General features: G+C 40.7%; 12 protein-coding genes. 11 read left to right on the plus strand and 1 reads right to left on the minus strand.

Annotation, left to right across the window (positions count from 1 at the left end; all coding sequences use genetic code 11):
* The first annotated feature begins 2 nt into the window (after positions 1 to 2).
* The 10 genes from SPPN_RS01935 (at position 3) to SPPN_RS01980 (ending at position 14,028) form a co-directional block, all read left to right on the plus strand.
* Positions 3 to 761 carry an isoprenyl transferase gene (locus SPPN_RS01935; RefSeq protein ID WP_000467312.1) on the plus strand — a complete coding sequence of 253 codons (759 nt, stop codon included), beginning with the start codon at positions 3 to 5 and terminating at the stop codon, positions 759 to 761.
* Positions 762 to 769: 8 nt separating this feature from the next.
* On the plus strand, positions 770 to 1,573 hold the full coding sequence (locus SPPN_RS01940; protein ID WP_000189867.1) for a phosphatidate cytidylyltransferase: 804 nt from the start codon (positions 770 to 772) through the stop codon (positions 1,571 to 1,573).
* Between the two features lie 21 nt (positions 1,574 to 1,594).
* The gene (gene rseP, locus SPPN_RS01945; RefSeq protein ID WP_000900660.1) at positions 1,595 to 2,854 is read left to right on the plus strand and encodes an RIP metalloprotease RseP; all 1,260 of its coding nucleotides are present in this window, start codon (positions 1,595 to 1,597) and stop codon (positions 2,852 to 2,854) included.
* 12 nt (positions 2,855 to 2,866) lie between these two features.
* Positions 2,867 to 4,720, plus strand: coding sequence for a proline--tRNA ligase (locus tag SPPN_RS01950; protein WP_000814074.1), 1,854 nt, complete (start codon positions 2,867 to 2,869; stop codon positions 4,718 to 4,720).
* A 98-nt stretch (positions 4,721 to 4,818) separates the two neighbouring features.
* Positions 4,819 to 6,198 carry a 6-phospho-beta-glucosidase gene (gene bglA / locus SPPN_RS01955; RefSeq protein WP_000943494.1) on the plus strand — a complete coding sequence of 460 codons (1,380 nt, stop codon included), beginning with the start codon at positions 4,819 to 4,821 and terminating at the stop codon, positions 6,196 to 6,198.
* Positions 6,199 to 6,389: 191 nt separating this feature from the next.
* Entirely contained in the window at positions 6,390 to 8,198 is a 1,809-nt protein-coding gene (glmS, locus tag SPPN_RS01960; protein WP_000334311.1) for a glutamine--fructose-6-phosphate transaminase (isomerizing), read from the plus strand.
* Between the two features lie 444 nt (positions 8,199 to 8,642).
* Entirely contained in the window at positions 8,643 to 10,412 is a 1,770-nt protein-coding gene (locus tag SPPN_RS01965; RefSeq protein WP_000391682.1) for a PTS mannitol transporter subunit IIBC, read from the plus strand.
* A 23-nt stretch (positions 10,413 to 10,435) separates the two neighbouring features.
* The gene (locus tag SPPN_RS01970) at positions 10,436 to 12,391 is read left to right on the plus strand and encodes a BglG family transcription antiterminator (RefSeq protein ID WP_014017193.1); all 1,956 of its coding nucleotides are present in this window, start codon (positions 10,436 to 10,438) and stop codon (positions 12,389 to 12,391) included.
* A 1-nt stretch (position 12,392) separates the two neighbouring features.
* Positions 12,393 to 12,830 (plus strand): PTS mannitol transporter subunit IIA, encoded by a 438-nt coding sequence (locus tag SPPN_RS01975; RefSeq protein WP_000764149.1) that lies wholly within the window; start codon positions 12,393 to 12,395, stop codon positions 12,828 to 12,830.
* A gap of 61 nt (positions 12,831 to 12,891) precedes the next feature.
* On the plus strand, positions 12,892 to 14,028 hold the full coding sequence (locus tag SPPN_RS01980; protein WP_000682963.1) for a mannitol-1-phosphate 5-dehydrogenase: 1,137 nt from the start codon (positions 12,892 to 12,894) through the stop codon (positions 14,026 to 14,028).
* A gap of 18 nt (positions 14,029 to 14,046) precedes the next feature.
* Here SPPN_RS01980 and SPPN_RS14135 read toward each other — a convergent pair whose 3' ends face one another.
* The gene (locus SPPN_RS14135) at positions 14,047 to 14,172 is read right to left on the minus strand and encodes a hypothetical protein (protein WP_256856928.1); all 126 of its coding nucleotides are present in this window, start codon (positions 14,170 to 14,172) and stop codon (positions 14,047 to 14,049) included.
* 55 nt (positions 14,173 to 14,227) lie between these two features.
* On the opposite strand from SPPN_RS14135, the gene SPPN_RS01985 reads away from it, so the two are divergent.
* The gene (locus SPPN_RS01985; protein WP_000229791.1) at positions 14,228 to 15,277 is read left to right on the plus strand and encodes an LLM class flavin-dependent oxidoreductase; all 1,050 of its coding nucleotides are present in this window, start codon (positions 14,228 to 14,230) and stop codon (positions 15,275 to 15,277) included.
* Positions 15,278 to 15,319 lie beyond the last annotated feature (42 nt).

The raw sequence follows: 15,319 nt of genomic DNA on the forward strand, positions 1-15,319 counted from the left end.
TCATGTTTGGATTGTTTAAGAAAGATAAGGCTGTGGAAGTAGAGGTTCCGACACAGGTTCCTGCTCATATCGGCATCATCATGGATGGCAATGGCCGTTGGGCTAAAAAACGTATGCAACCGCGAGTTTTTGGACATAAGGCGGGCATGGAAGCATTGCAAACTGTGACCAAGGCAGCTAACAAACTAGGCGTTAAGGTTATTACGGTCTATGCTTTTTCTACAGAAAACTGGACCCGTCCAGATCAGGAAGTCAAGTTTATCATGAACTTGCCAGTAGAGTTTTATGATAATTATGTCCCGGAACTGCATGCGAATAATGTTAAGATTCAAATGATCGGAGAAACGGACCGCCTGCCTAAGCAAACCTTTGAAGCTCTGACCAAGGCTGAGGAATTGACTAAGAACAACACAGGTTTGATTCTTAATTTTGCTCTTAACTATGGTGGACGTGCTGAGATTACACAGGCTCTTAAGTTGATTTCTCAGGATGTTTTAGATGCCAAAATCAACCCAGGTGACATCACAGAGGAGTTGATTGGTAATTATCTTTTTACCCAGCATTTACCTAAGGACTTACGAGACCCAGACTTGATTATCCGTACCAGTGGAGAATTGCGTTTGAGTAATTTCCTACCATGGCAGGGGGCCTATAGTGAACTCTATTTTACAGATACCTTGTGGCCTGATTTTGACGAGGCGGCCTTGCAGGAAGCCATTCTTGCCTACAATCGTCGTCATCGCCGATTTGGAGGAGTTTAGGAGGAAATATGACACAGGATTTACAGAAAAGAACCTTGTTTGCAGGGATTGCACTGGCTATTTTCCTACCGATTTTGATGATTGGGGGACTCTTGCTTCAGATAGCAATCGGAATCATAGCCATGCTAGCCATGCATGAACTTTTGAGGATGAGAGGTCTAGAGACCATGACGATGGAGGGCCTCTTGCCCCTCTTTGCAACCTTTGCCTTGACCATTCCCTTGGAGAATTACCTGACTTTTTTGCCAGTTGATGGGAATGTGGTTGCCTATAGTGTTTTGATTTCAATTATGTTAGGAACGACTGTGTTTAGCAAGTCTTATACGATTGAGGATGCGGTTTTCCCTCTTGCTATGAGCTTCTACGTGGGCTTTGGATTTAATGCTTTACTAGATGCTCGTGTTGCAGGTTTGGACAAGGCTCTCTTAGCCTTGTGTATCGTCTGGGCGACAGACAGTGGTGCCTATCTTGTTGGGATGAACTATGGGAAACGAAAGTTAGCACCAAGGGTATCGCCTAATAAAACCCTTGAGGGTGCCTTGGGTGGTATTTTAGGAGCAATTTTAGTAACCATTATCTTTATGATAGTTGACAGTACAGTTGCTCTTCCATATGGAATTTACAAGATGTCAGTCTTTGCTATTTTCTTTAGCATTGCTGGACAATTTGGTGATTTACTAGAAAGTTCGATCAAACGTCATTTTGGTGTTAAGGATTCTGGGAAATTTATCCCTGGACATGGTGGTGTTTTGGATCGTTTCGATAGTATGTTGCTTGTATTTCCAATCATGCACTTATTTGGACTCTTTTAATCAAAAGACGGAGGAAACGCTATGCTCGGAATTTTAACCTTTATTCTGGTTTTCGGGATTATTGTAGTGGTGCACGAGTTCGGGCACTTCTACTTTGCCAAGAAATCAGGGATTTTAGTACGTGAATTTGCCATCGGTATGGGACCTAAAATTTTTGCTCACATTGGCAAGGATGGAACGGCCTATACCATTCGAATCTTGCCTCTGGGTGGCTATGTCCGCATGGCCGGTTGGGGTGATGATACAACTGAAATCAAGACAGGAACGCCTGTTAGTTTGACACTTGCTGATGATGGTAAGGTTAAACGCATCAATCTCTCAGGTAAAAAATTGGATCAAACAGCCCTCCCTATGCAGGTGACCCAGTTTGATTTTGAAGACAAGCTCTTTATCAAAGGATTGGTTCTGGAAGAAGAAAAAACATTTGCAGTGGATCACGATGCAACGGTTGTGGAAGCAGATGGTACTGAGGTTCGGATTGCACCTTTAGATGTTCAATATCAAAATGCGACTATCTGGGGCAAACTGATTACCAATTTTGCAGGTCCTATGAACAATTTTATCTTAGGTGTCGTTGTTTTTTGGGTTTTAATCTTTATGCAGGGTGGTGTCAGAGATGTTGATACCAATCAGTTCCATATCATGCCCCAAGGTGCCTTGGCCAAGGTAGGAGTACCAGAAACGGCACAAATTACCAAGATTGGCTCACATGAGGTTAGCAACTGGGAAAGCTTGATCCAAGCTGTGGAAACAGAAACCAAAGATAAGACGGCACCGACTTTGGATGTGACTATTTCTGAAAAGGGGAGTGACAAACAAGTCACTGTTACACCCGAAGATAGTCAAGGTCGTTACCTTCTAGGTGTTCAACCGGGGGTTAAGTCAGATTTTCTATCCATGTTTGTAGGTGGTTTTACAACTGCTGCTGACTCAGCTCTCCGAATTCTCTCAGCTCTGAAAAATCTGATTTTCCAACCGGATTTGAACAAGTTGGGTGGACCTGTTGCTATCTTTAAGGCAAGTAGTGATGCTGCTAAAAATGGAATTGAAAATATCTTGTACTTCTTGGCAATGATTTCCATCAATATTGGGATTTTTAATCTTATTCCGATTCCAGCCTTGGATGGTGGTAAGATTGTGCTCAATATCCTAGAAGCCATCCGCCGCAAACCATTGAAACAAGAAATTGAAACCTATGTCACCTTGGCCGGAGTGGTCATCATGGTTGTCTTGATGATTGCTGTGACTTGGAATGACATTATGCGACTCTTTTTTAGATAATCGAGGAATATTATGAAACAAAGTAAAATGCCTATCCCAACGCTTCGCGAAATGCCAAGCGATGCTCAAGTTATCAGCCATGCTCTTATGTTGCGTGCTGGTTATGTTCGCCAAGTTTCAGCAGGTGTTTATTCTTATCTACCACTTGCCAACCGTGTGATTGAAAAAGCTAAAAACATCATGCGCCAAGAATTCGAAAAGATTGGTGCTGTTGAGATGTTGGCTCCAGCCCTTCTTAGTGCAGAATTGTGGCGTGAATCAGGTCGTTACGAAACCTATGGTGAAGACCTTTACAAACTGAAAAACCGTGAAAAATCAGACTTTATCTTAGGCCCAACTCACGAAGAAACCTTTACAGCTATTGTCCGTGATTCTGTTAAATCTTACAAGCAATTGCCACTCAACCTTTATCAAATTCAGCCCAAGTATCGTGATGAAAAACGCCCACGTAATGGACTTCTTCGTACACGTGAGTTTATCATGAAGGATGCTTATAGTTTCCACGCTAACTATGATAGTTTGGATAGTGTTTATGATGAGTACAAAGCAGCCTATGAGCGTATTTTCACTCGTAGTGGTTTAGACTTCAAGGCTATTATTGGTGACGGTGGAGCCATGGGTGGTAAGGATAGCCAAGAATTTATGGCCATTACATCTGCTCGTACAGACCTTGACCGCTGGGTTGTCTTGGACAAGTCAGTTGCCTCATTTGACGAAATTCCTGCAGAAGTGCAAGAAGAAATCAAGGCAGAATTGCTCAAATGGATAGTCTCTGGTGAAGATACCATTGCTTACTCAAGTGAGTCTAGCTATGCAGCTAACTTAGAAATGGCAACAAACGAGTACAAACCAAGCAACCGTGTTGTCGCTGAAGAAGAAGTTACTCGTGTTGCAACGCCGGATGTTAAATCAATTGATGAAGTTGCAGCCTTCCTCAACGTTCCAGAAGAACAAACGATTAAAACTCTTTTCTACATGGCGGATGGTGAGCTTGTTGCAGCCCTTCTAGTTGGAAATGACCAGCTTAATGAAGTTAAGTTAAAAAACCACTTGGGAGCAGATTTCTTTGACGTTGCTAGTGAAGAAGAAGTGGCGAATCTTGTTCAAGCAGGTTTTGGTTCACTTGGCCCAGTTGGTTTGCCAGAGAATGTTAAAATCATTGCAGACCGTAAGGTGCAAGATGTCCATAATGCAGTTGTCGGTGCTAACGAAGATTGCTACCACTTGACTGGTGTGAACCCAGGTCGTGATTTTACTGCAGAATATGTGGATATCCGTGAAGTTCGTGAGGGTGAAATTTCACCAGACGGGCAAGGAGTCCTTAACTTTGCGCGTGGTATCGAAATTGGTCACATCTTTAAACTTGGCACTCGCTATTCAGCAAGCATGGGAGCAGATGTTTTGGATGAAAATGGTCGTGCTGTGCCAATCATCATGGGATGTTACGGTATCGGTGTCAGCCGTCTCCTTTCAGCAGTGATGGAGCAACACGCTCGCCTCTTTGTTAACAAAACACCAAAAGGTGAATACCGTTACGCCTGGGGAATCAATTTCCCTAAAGAATTGGCCCCATTTGATGTGCACTTGATCACTGTCAATGTCAAGGACGAAGAAGCGCAAGTCTTGACAGAAAAGCTTGAAGCAAGCTTGATGGGAGCTGGTTACGAAGTCTTGACAGACGACCGTAATGAACGTGTCGGAGTTAAATTTAGCGACAGCGACTTGATTGGGTTGCCAATCCGTATCACTGTTGGGAAGAAAGCGGCCGATGGCATCGTAGAAGTGAAGATTAAAGCGACTGGTGACACTATCGAAGTTCATGCAGATAACGTGCTCGAAACGCTTGAAATCCTCAGCAAGAAATAAAAACTATAATCAGAAGAAAAACAAGGAAAAAATGTAACTAGTTTTTACCTTGTTTTTTCTGTATAATGGGAAAAATGAGTAGATAAAGAGGTAAATGTATGCTAAGATTTCCAAAGGATTTTGTCTGGGGATCCTCTACTTCTGGGCCGCAGACAGAAGGACGTATAGCTGGTGACGGTAAGGGAGATAATCTCTGGGATTACTGGTTCCAAGTGGAGCCAAATCGCTACTATAATGGAATTGGTCCAGATAAAACATCAAGCTTTTATGAAAACTGGGAACAGGATATTGAGCTACTGTTAGAAACTGGTCACACGGCCTTTCGGATTTCTATTCAGTGGTCACGGATTTTTCCACAAGGATGTGGAAAAGTCAATCCTCAAGGTGTGGATTTCTATCGTAAGGTTTTTGAGGCTATTAAGGCTAAGGGGATTCGTCTTTTAGTCAATCTCTACCACTTTGATTTGCCTTTTGCTCTTCAAGAAGCTGGTGATGGTTGGGAAAATAAGGCGACTGTCTCAGCCTATGAAAACTATGCTCGTTTTTGTTTTGAGACTTATGGAGATCTAGTGGATCAATGGATTACCTTTAACGAGCCCATCGTTCCAGTAGAATTTGGCTATTTTTACGATGCCCATTATCCACATAAGGTGGATGCAGAGGCAGCCGTTAAAGTAGCATATCATACACAATTGGCCAGCAGTCGGGCGGTTAAGGCTTGTCATGAACTTTTGCCAGATTCCAAGATTGGGATTGTCCTCAACTTGACACCGGCTTATCCACGTAGCCAGCATCCTGCTGATGTCAAGGCAGCTCGTATTGCGGACCTTTTTCAGGCCCAATCTTTCTTAGATCCATCTGTCTTGGGGACTTATCCACAGGAGTTGGTAGAAATCTTACATGAATACGGTCTCTTGCCTGATGCTACAGAGGAGGAGTTGGAAGTCATTCGTGACAATACGGTAGACTTCCTTGGTGTCAACTACTATCAACCTTTGCGTGTTATGGCACCTCGATTTGCTAAGAATCCAGAGAGTCCTCTTTTGCCAGAACATTTTTATGAGCCTTATGTAATGCCTGGACGTAAAATCAATCCTCATCGTGGCTGGGAGATTTATGAGCAAGGGATTTATGACATCGCCCAAAATATCAAGGAAAATTATGGCAATATTGAGTGGATGTTGACAGAGAATGGTATGGGTGTTGAAGGAGAGGAAAAATTCCGTGAGAATGGAATGATTCAAGATGATTACCGTATTGACTTTGTAAAAGCTCATCTTCGTGAACTTCACCGTGCCATTGAAGACGGAGCCAATTGTAAGGGCTACTTAATTTGGACCTTTATCGATTGTTGGTCATGGCTTAACAGCTATAAAAATCGCTATGGTTTGGTCGAATTAGACTTGGAAACGCAAGAACGTCGTCTGAAAAAATCAGGGTACTGGTTCAAGGAATTAAGCGATAATAATGGATTTTAAAAAGGACTCTGACTGATTATCCAAATTGGTCAGAGTTTTTTACTTATAGGAGTTTAATTTGAACTATACCAATTTTTACTCTTGACAAGTGAAAGAAACAAGTATATACTGTTTTTGCTGATTCTATAAAAGAGGAATTAGACTATACCAATTTTAAGGAGGAAGCACAGCTTGCCTGTGTCGTATATACTATGTGTGGAATTGTTGGTGTTGTTGGAAACACAAATGCAACTGATATTTTGATTCAAGGGCTTGAAAAGCTCGAATACCGTGGCTATGATTCTGCGGGAATTTTTGTCCTAGGTGGTGCTGAAAACCATCTAGTCAAAGCTGTAGGTCGTATTGCAGAATTATCTGCTAAGACAGTTGGTGTTGAGGGAACAACTGGTATCGGACATACTCGTTGGGCAACTCATGGGAAACCAACGGAAGACAATGCTCACCCACACCGCTCTGAGACAGAACGTTTTGTCTTGGTTCACAATGGGGTGATTGAAAACTACCTTGAAATTAAAGAAGAATACCTTGCTGGGCACCACTTCAAAGGGCAAACAGATACGGAAATCACCGTACATTTGATTGGAAAATTTGCGGAAGAAGACGGTCTCTCAGTTCTTGAAGCCTTTAAAAAAGCTCTTCATATTATCCGTGGTTCATATGCCTTTGCCTTGATTGACTCTGAAAATCCAGATGTCATCTATGTAGCGAAAAACAAATCTCCACTTTTGATTGGTCTTGGGGAAGGCTACAATATGGTCTGCTCAGATGCTATGGCTATGATTCGTGAAACCAACCAATACATGGAAATTCATGACCAAGAGTTGGTAATCGTCAAGGCTGATAGCGTGGAAGTTCAAGACTATGATAGTAACAGTCGTGAACGTGCTAGCTATACTGCGGAACTTGACTTGTCAGATATCGGTAAGGGAACTTACCCTTACTACATGCTCAAGGAAATTGACGAGCAACCAACAGTGATGCGTAAGTTGATCCAAGCCTACACAGATGAGGTTGGTCAAGTAGTCGTAGACCAAGCTATCATCCAGGCTGTTCAAGACGCAGACCGCATCTACATCCTTGCAGCTGGGACATCTTACCACGCAGGATTTGCTTCTAAGAAGATGCTGGAAGAATTGACAGATACACCAGTTGAACTTGGAATTTCATCTGAGTGGGGTTACGGTATGCCACTTCTCAGCAAGAAACCACTCTTCATCTTTATCAGCCAGTCTGGTGAAACAGCAGATAGCCGTCAGGTTTTGGTCAAGGCTAATGAAATGGGAATCCCAAGCTTGACAGTGACAAACGTCCCAGGTTCAACTCTTTCTCGTGAAGCCAACCATACCATGCTCCTTCATGCAGGTCCTGAAATTGCCGTGGCATCAACCAAGGCCTATACAGCGCAAATTGCAGCCCTTGCCTTCCTTGCAAAAGCAGTCGGAGAAGCAAATGGCAATGCCAAAGCGCAAGCCTTTGATTTAGTTCATGAGTTGTCAATCGTAGCTCAGTCTATCGAATCAACTCTTTCAGAGAAAGAAACCATTGAAGTCAAGGTTCGTGAGCTACTTGAAACAACTCGTAACGCCTTTTACATCGGACGTGGTCAAGATTACTACGTAGCCATGGAAGCAAGTCTCAAACTTAAAGAGATTTCTTACATCCAGTGTGAAGGCTTTGCGGCAGGAGAACTTAAGCACGGAACTATTGCCTTGATTGAAGAAGGAACACCTGTTTTGACTCTCTTGTCAGATCCAGTCCTTGCCAACCACACTCGTGGAAATATCCAAGAGGTGGCAGCCCGTGGTGCAAAAGTCCTCACTATCGCAGAAGAAAATGTTGCTAAAGAGACAGACGCTATCGTCCTTACGACTGTACACCCTTACCTCTCACCAATTTCAATGGTCGTACCAACACAATTGGTCGCTTACTTTGCAACCCTCCACCGTGGCCTCGATGTGGACAAACCACGTAACCTTGCCAAGTCAGTAACGGTAGAATAGAATCTATGAATATACGGGCGTAAAGCCATAGGTTTATCCTATAAGGTTTTACAGCCTATTTTTTATGTTACAAATGATGATAAGGGTTTACTTTTCAATAATTATAGCAGATTGAATTTAGAACAGTACACAGGAATACTAAAATATTTCTAGAAATTAATTTGAATTTTCCAATTGATTTGTTCGTATCTTATTTCAAACTACTATAAAAAGAGGAAGCTGGGCAAAAACTCAATTTGAAGAGAAAATTCAGTAAATCTTTCCATGATAAAACGCATCATATTAAGGTTTTGTACACCTGATATGATGCGTTTTATCATTTTTAAGCCTTTTTGCCCAGCCTCGTCAAAAGTAAAGTTTTGGCACAAAATCTGTGACAAAACTTTAGTTTTAAAGGTTTTTAACTTTGTATATACTAGTTTTAAGAAAAGGAGGATGATCCTAATGGAAGAAAAAGTATCATTGAAAGTCAGAGTTCAAAAACTAGGGACATCGCTTTCAAATATGGTTATGCCCAATATTGGAGCATTTATTGCTTGGGGAGTGTTGACTGCCCTCTTTATCGCTGATGGCTATCTGCCAAATGAACAGTTAGCTACTGTTGTTGGTCCTATGTTAACGTATTTATTGCCAATCCTGATTGGTTACACAGGTGGATATATGATCCATGGTCAACGTGGTGCCGTTGTAGGAGCTATTGCTACTGTTGGTGCAATCACAGGTTCTAGTGTTCCTATGTTTATCGGAGCTATGGTAATGGGCTCACTGGGAGGATGGACTATCAAGAAATTTGATGAAAAGTTCCAGGAAAAAATTCGTCCCGGATTTGAAATGTTAGTTAATAATTTCTCAGCTGGTCTCGTTGGTTTTGCATTATTGCTTTTGGCTTTCTACGCAATCGGTCCAGTCGTATCGACTCTTACTGGAGCTGTTGGGAATGGTGTTGAGGCTATTGTTAATGCTCGCCTCCTTCCTATAGCTAATTTTATTATCGAACCGGCTAAAGTCCTTTTCCTCAATAATGCCCTCAATCATGGCATTTTTACTCCTCTGGGAGTAGAACAGGTAGCTCAAGCTGGTAAGTCAATTCTCTTCCTATTGGAAGCTAATCCTGGACCAGGCCTGGGAATTCTATTAGCTTATGCTGTATTCGGTAAAGGTTCTGCTAAATCTTCTTCTTGGGGGGCAATGCTTATTCATTTCTTCGGAGGGATTCATGAAATTTACTTTCCTTATGTTATGATGAAGCCTACTCTATTTTTAGCTGCTATGGCAGGAGGTATCTCTGGAACTTTTACTTTTCAACTCTTAGACGCTGGTCTTAAATCTCCAGCTTCACCAGGTTCTATTATTGCGATTATGGCTACGGCGCCAAAAGGCGTTTGGCCCCATCTAAATGTTCTTCTAGGTGTTTTAGTGGCAGCAGTTGTTTCTTTCCTTGTAGCAGCCCTTATTCTTCATGCAGACAAGTCAACTGAGGATTCGCTCGAAGCTGCTCAGGCGGCTACCCAAGCAGCTAAGGCTCAGTCTAAAGGTCAGTTAGTATCAACTTCTGTTGATGCAGTTGTTTCGACAGACTCAGTGGAAAAAATCATTTTCGCCTGCGATGCTGGTATGGGAAGCTCTGCTATGGGAGCTAGTATTCTTCGAGATAAGGTTAAAAAAGCAGGTCTAGAGATTCCAGTATCTAATCAGGCAATCTCAAATTTGCTTGATACACCAAAAACATTAATTGTTACTCAGGAAGAACTGACACCAAGAGCTAAAGACAAGAGTCCAAGTGCTATTCATGTTTCTGTTGATAATTTCTTAGCGTCCCCTCGTTATGATGAAATTGTAGCTTCATTAACAGGAGCTTCTCCAATAGCAGAAATTGAAGGAGATATATCAACTTCAGCATCAGTAGATAGTCAGGAAATTGACCTTAACCATATTGATGCTGTAGTAGTTGCTTATGGTAAAGCACAGGGATCTGCAACTATGGGCTGTGAAACGATTCGGGCTATCTTTAGAAACAAGAATATTCGTATTCCAGTTTCTACTGCCAAAATTTCAGAATTAGGTGAATTTAATTCTAAAAACATAATGATTGTAACAACTATTTCTTTACAGGCAGAAGTGCAGCAAACAGCACCGAATTCTCAATTTCTTATTGTGGATAGTTTAGTAACAACACCAGAATATGACAAAATGGCTGTTAGAATGTACAAATAGAACTAGAGGTTTCTAAATTACGAATGCTATTAACCAAACGAGAAGAACAATTATTGAAGGCTTTCCTACATGTAGGGAAGCTTTCAATGCAAGACATGACTGAAATCTTACAGGTTTCATCTAGAACAATTTATCGAACTTTATCAGATTTGACAGATAGCATGGAGCAATATGGAATCGAAATAACGAAGCATGGGAAATACTATATTTTGACTGGAGAGTTGGATGATTTGCCGACAGAACTTGAAGTGTTAGTTGAGTATAGTCCCCAAGAAAGACAAGAGTTGATTACCTATCGCCTTCTGACTGAGAGTGGTTTTGTCACCAATGAAGCATTGCAAGAGTGCATGAAAGTCAGTAATGTAACTATTATTCAGGATATTTCAGATATTGATAAGCGTCTTTTAGACTTTGATCTGAAAATTGAACGACAAAAAGGTTATCGTATTTCTGGTGATTCAGTTGGTAAGAGAAGATTTTTGGCTATTTTACTGACAAACTGTATCTCAGTAGCAGATTTTTCAACCGGTAATTTTGGGAGCTTTGATATTTTAGAAGCAGATAGAACTAGGCTGGCCAGTCAGATTGTTAATAAGCAACTGTCAGGTTTTCCAGATATGGATGCTAGGATGAAGATGTTTTTTGCGATCTTGTTATCTCTTATAGGTCAGGAGCAAAACATTGAAAATTCACCTAATACTAGTAAGCAGGCTTTGGAAATTTCTCAAAAAATTTTTCAAGCTTACTCTAAGCAGACTGCACAATTTTATAGTATTCAGGAAATTATCTATTTTGCGAGCATCTTGGATGAATTAATCATTAAACGTCAGGACAATCCGCTCTTTACGGAGAAATTTGATGGTGAATTTTTCTACAATATTTCAAATCTGATTGATACGGTTTCCATGTATACCAAGATTGACTTTTTTAAGGACAAGGTTTTATTCAATTTTCTTTTCCATCATATTCGGCTCAGTTTAGGCGTCCCTATCCTTTTTCAGGGTGAAAATTTGCCAGAATCTGTCCAGATTTTAGTTGAAAGGAATAAATTTCTTTATACAGTCATCAGTCTTTTAGTAAATGATATTTTTCCGAAATATCTTCATACAGAGTATGAGTATGGCATGATTGCCCTACATTTTATCTCTAGCTTAGGCCGTAGTCCAGAGATTTATCCAGTCCGTGTTTTGCTTTTAACGGATGAACGTCGGGTCACTAGAGATTTATTAGTCAGTAAAATTAAGAGTGTTGCTCCTTTTGTAGAGTTGATAGATATTCAGTCTCTAGTAGATTACCACAGTATTGATCTCAGTCAGTATGATTATATTTTATCTACCAAGCCGCTGACTAATCAGGAAATCGATGTAATTTCTAGTTTTCCAACCGTCAAAGAACTGCTTGAATTACAGGAACGACTTCAGTATGTACAGGCACATCGTACAATTGTCGCGCGTGATGCTATCGCTCCAGAGAAAAGTTATGACTTGCAAGATTATTTAATATCTAGTAGTCAGCTTTTGAGTCAATTCGAGTTGGTTCAATTGGAGAATAATCAATCATTTGAGCACACGGTAGAACAAATCATCCAATATCAGAAGAATGTGAGTGACAGAGATTACCTAACAAGAAAATTGTTATCTCACTTCCAGAATAGTCCTATGGCTATTCCTAATACTGGTCTGGTGCTTTTACATAGTCAGTCTAGCAAAGTAACAACAAATAGTTTTACTATGTTTGAACTCAAACTACCTATCTCCGCATTGTCAATGAAACGAGAGGAAGAAGAGGTCAAAAGGTGTCTGCTAATGCTAATGTCTAAAGAAGCTAGCGAGGAAGCTAGAGATTTAATGACAGCTATTAGTCAGTCGATTATTGAAAATCATCTTTATACAGAGATTTACAAGACGGGAAATCAATCCATTATTTATCAGATGCTAAATACTATTTTTAAAGAAAAAATTAAGAAATTGGAGAACTAATATGAAACTTGAAAAACATTTGATTAAGCTTAATAAACAATTTTCTAACAAGGAGGAAGCTATTTGTTATTGTGGGCAAGTTCTTTATGAGGGTGGATATGTTAATGAAGACTATATTGAAGCCATGATTGAGCGAGATAAAGAGCTATCTGTTTACATGGGTAACTTTATCGCCATACCGCATGGAACAGATGCAGCAAAAAATGATGTCCTCAAGTCTGGTATTACAGTCGTTCAAGTCCCTAGAGGGGTTGATTTTGGGAATGTATCTAACCCTCAAGTGGCAACGGTTCTTTTTGGTATTGCTGGTATTGGTAATGAACACTTAGAAATTATTCAGAAAATTTCTATCTTCTGTGCAGATGTAGATAATGTTCTTAAACTAGCAGATGCTCAGTCAAAAGAGGAAGTGTTGCGCTTATTTGATGCTGTTGAATAATTGAATTTCGTCATTTGTCATCTAGTATATATGTCCCTCAAATAGGAAAAGGAGAAATTGAATGAAACATTCTGTTCATTTTGGTGCCGGTAATATCGGTCGTGGTTTTATAGGTGAAATTCTATTTAAAAATGGTTTCCATATTGATTTTGTGGATGTCAATAATCAGATAATTCATGCTCTAAATGAAAAGGGCAAGTATGAAATTGAAATTGCACAGAAAGGACAGTCTCGTATAGAAGTAACTAATGTGGCTGGCATTAATAGCAAAGAAGACCCTGAGCAAGTCATTGAAGCGATTCAAAAGACGGATATTATTACTACTGCAATCGGACCTAATATACTCCCTTTTATCGCTGAACTTCTAGCCAAAGGAATCGAAGCTCGCCGAGTTGCAGGAAATACACAGGCATTGGATGTTATGGCCTGTGAAAATATGATTGGCGGGTCTCAATTTCTTTATCAAGAAGTCAAGAAATATTTAAGTCCGGAAGGTTTGACATTTGCTGATAACTACATAGGTTTTCCAAATGCTGCAGTAGACAGGATTGTTCCAGCACAAAGTCACGAAGATTCCCTTTTTGTTGTGGTCGAACCCTTTAATGAATGGGTCGTGGAAACCAAGCGTCTTAAAAATCCAGATTTACGTCTAAAAGATGTGCATTATGAAGAAGATTTAGAACCCTTTATTGAGCGAAAACTTTTTTCAGTCAATTCTGGACATGCAACTTCAGCTTACATTGGTGCGCATTATGGTGCCAAGACAATTTTGGAAGCTCTTCAAAATCCTAATATCAAATCTCGGATTGAATCTGTATTAGCTGAAATTCGGAGTCTCTTGATTGCCAAATGGAACTTTGATAAAAAAGAATTGGAGAATTATCACAAAGTCATTATAGAACGGTTTGAAAATCCTTTCATAGTGGACGAGGTTAGTCGCGTAGCTCGTACTCCAATCCGAAAATTAGGCTATAATGAACGATTCATCCGGCCGATACGTGAATTGAAAGAACTCAGTTTGTCATATAAAAACCTACTTAAAACAGTTGGCTATGCCTTTGACTATCGCGATGTAAATGATGAAGAAAGTATTCGATTAGGTGAATTGTTGGCTAAACAATCAGTCAAAGATGTTGTTATACAAGTTACAGGTTTAGACGACCCAGAATTGATTGAGCAAATTGTAGAGTATATTTAATCTTTTTCGAAAATCTCTTCAAATCAGGTTAGTATCGCTTTGTCTTAGGCATATGTTACTAACTTCGTCAGTTCTATCTACCACCTCAAAGCAGTGATTTGAGCAGCCTGCGGCTAGCTTCCTAGTTTGCTCTTTGATTTTCATTGAGTATTAGAATAATTTTTCAAATTGAAGGACAGAGTAGATAGGGAGAATCACAATGGTAGAATTGGGAATTTCAACATTTGGGGAAACAACGGAGCTTGAAGGGATTGGGCAAACTTACAGCCATGACGAACGCATTCGCCAGTTGCTAGCAGAGGTTGAACTGGCTGACAAGGTTGGTTTGGATGTGTATGGGATTGGTGAGCACCATCGAGAGGATTTTGCAGTATCAGCCCCAGAGATTGTACTGGCAGCTGGGGCAGTCAATACCAAGAAAATCCGTTTGACCAGTGCAGTCAGCATTCTCTCGAGCATGGATCCGATTCGCTTATTCCAACAATATGCCACTATCGATGCTTTGTCAAATGGACGTGCGGAGATTATGGCTGGAAGGGGTTCTTTCACGGAATCATTTCCTCTGTTTGGCTATGATTTGAAAGACTACGAAGCCCTTTTTGATGAGAAATTAGACTTGCTCCAGTTAGTCAATGAAAAGACAAAGCTAGACTGGAAAGGTCGATTGACCCAAACGATTGCTGGTAAAGAAGTTTATCCTCGTCCAGTTCAGGACAAATTACCCTTGTGGATAGCGACAGGTGGTCATGTCGAATCAACAGTAAAGATTGCTCAGGCAGGCCTACCGATTGTCTATGCCATTATTGGTGGTAACCCTCGTTATTTTAAAAAGTTGATTCAGGCTTATCGTGAGATTGGGAGCGAAGCAGACCATGCCAGTCATGAACTAAAGGTTGGGGTCCATTCTTGGGGTTGGATTGCTGAAGATGGCGAGCAGGCTGTGAAAGATTATTTCCATCCGACCAAGCAAGTAGTGGATGCTATTTCCAAAGACCGTCCACACTGGCAAGAATTGCGTTATAAGCAATATTTGGAGCAGGTAGGATCAAATGGCGCCATGTTTGTGGGCAATCCAGATCAGGTGGCCGAAAAATTGATTCGCATGATAGAGGATTTAGATTTGGACCGCTTCATGTTGCACCTACCTCTTGGTTCTATGCCTCATGATCAGGTTCTGAGAGCTATTGAACTATTCGGAACACAAGTAGCACCCAAAGTCCGGGCTTACTTTGCCATGAAAGAGGCTTAATAAAAAATACTAATCAGGCTGATAAAAAATCTATATAACAAC

This window comes from Streptococcus pseudopneumoniae IS7493, assembly GCF_000221985.1.
Lineage (GTDB): Bacteria > Bacillota > Bacilli > Lactobacillales > Streptococcaceae > Streptococcus > Streptococcus pseudopneumoniae.

What these genes read in the sequence shown, in the direction of transcription:
- rseP (WP_000900660.1), top strand. Translation starts at nt 1,595, where the DNA reads ATGCTCGGAATTTTAACCTTTATTCTGGTTTTCGGGATTATTGTAGTG.
- bglA (WP_000943494.1), top strand. Translation starts at nt 4,819, where the DNA reads ATGCTAAGATTTCCAAAGGATTTTGTCTGGGGATCCTCTACTTCTGGG.
- SPPN_RS01980 (WP_000682963.1), top strand. Translation starts at nt 12,892, where the DNA reads ATGAAACATTCTGTTCATTTTGGTGCCGGTAATATCGGTCGTGGTTTT.
- SPPN_RS14135 (WP_256856928.1), bottom strand. Translation starts at nt 14,172, where the DNA reads ATGAAAATCAAAGAGCAAACTAGGAAGCTAGCCGCAGGCTGCTCAAAT.
- SPPN_RS01975 (WP_000764149.1), top strand. Translation starts at nt 12,393, where the DNA reads ATGAAACTTGAAAAACATTTGATTAAGCTTAATAAACAATTTTCTAAC.
- SPPN_RS01940 (WP_000189867.1), top strand. Translation starts at nt 770, where the DNA reads ATGACACAGGATTTACAGAAAAGAACCTTGTTTGCAGGGATTGCACTG.
- SPPN_RS01950 (WP_000814074.1), top strand. Translation starts at nt 2,867, where the DNA reads ATGAAACAAAGTAAAATGCCTATCCCAACGCTTCGCGAAATGCCAAGC.
- SPPN_RS01935 (WP_000467312.1), top strand. Translation starts at nt 3, where the DNA reads ATGTTTGGATTGTTTAAGAAAGATAAGGCTGTGGAAGTAGAGGTTCCG.
- SPPN_RS01965 (WP_000391682.1), top strand. Translation starts at nt 8,643, where the DNA reads ATGGAAGAAAAAGTATCATTGAAAGTCAGAGTTCAAAAACTAGGGACA.
- SPPN_RS01985 (WP_000229791.1), top strand. Translation starts at nt 14,228, where the DNA reads ATGGTAGAATTGGGAATTTCAACATTTGGGGAAACAACGGAGCTTGAA.
- SPPN_RS01970 (WP_014017193.1), top strand. Translation starts at nt 10,436, where the DNA reads ATGCTATTAACCAAACGAGAAGAACAATTATTGAAGGCTTTCCTACAT.
- glmS (WP_000334311.1), top strand. Translation starts at nt 6,390, where the DNA reads ATGTGTGGAATTGTTGGTGTTGTTGGAAACACAAATGCAACTGATATT.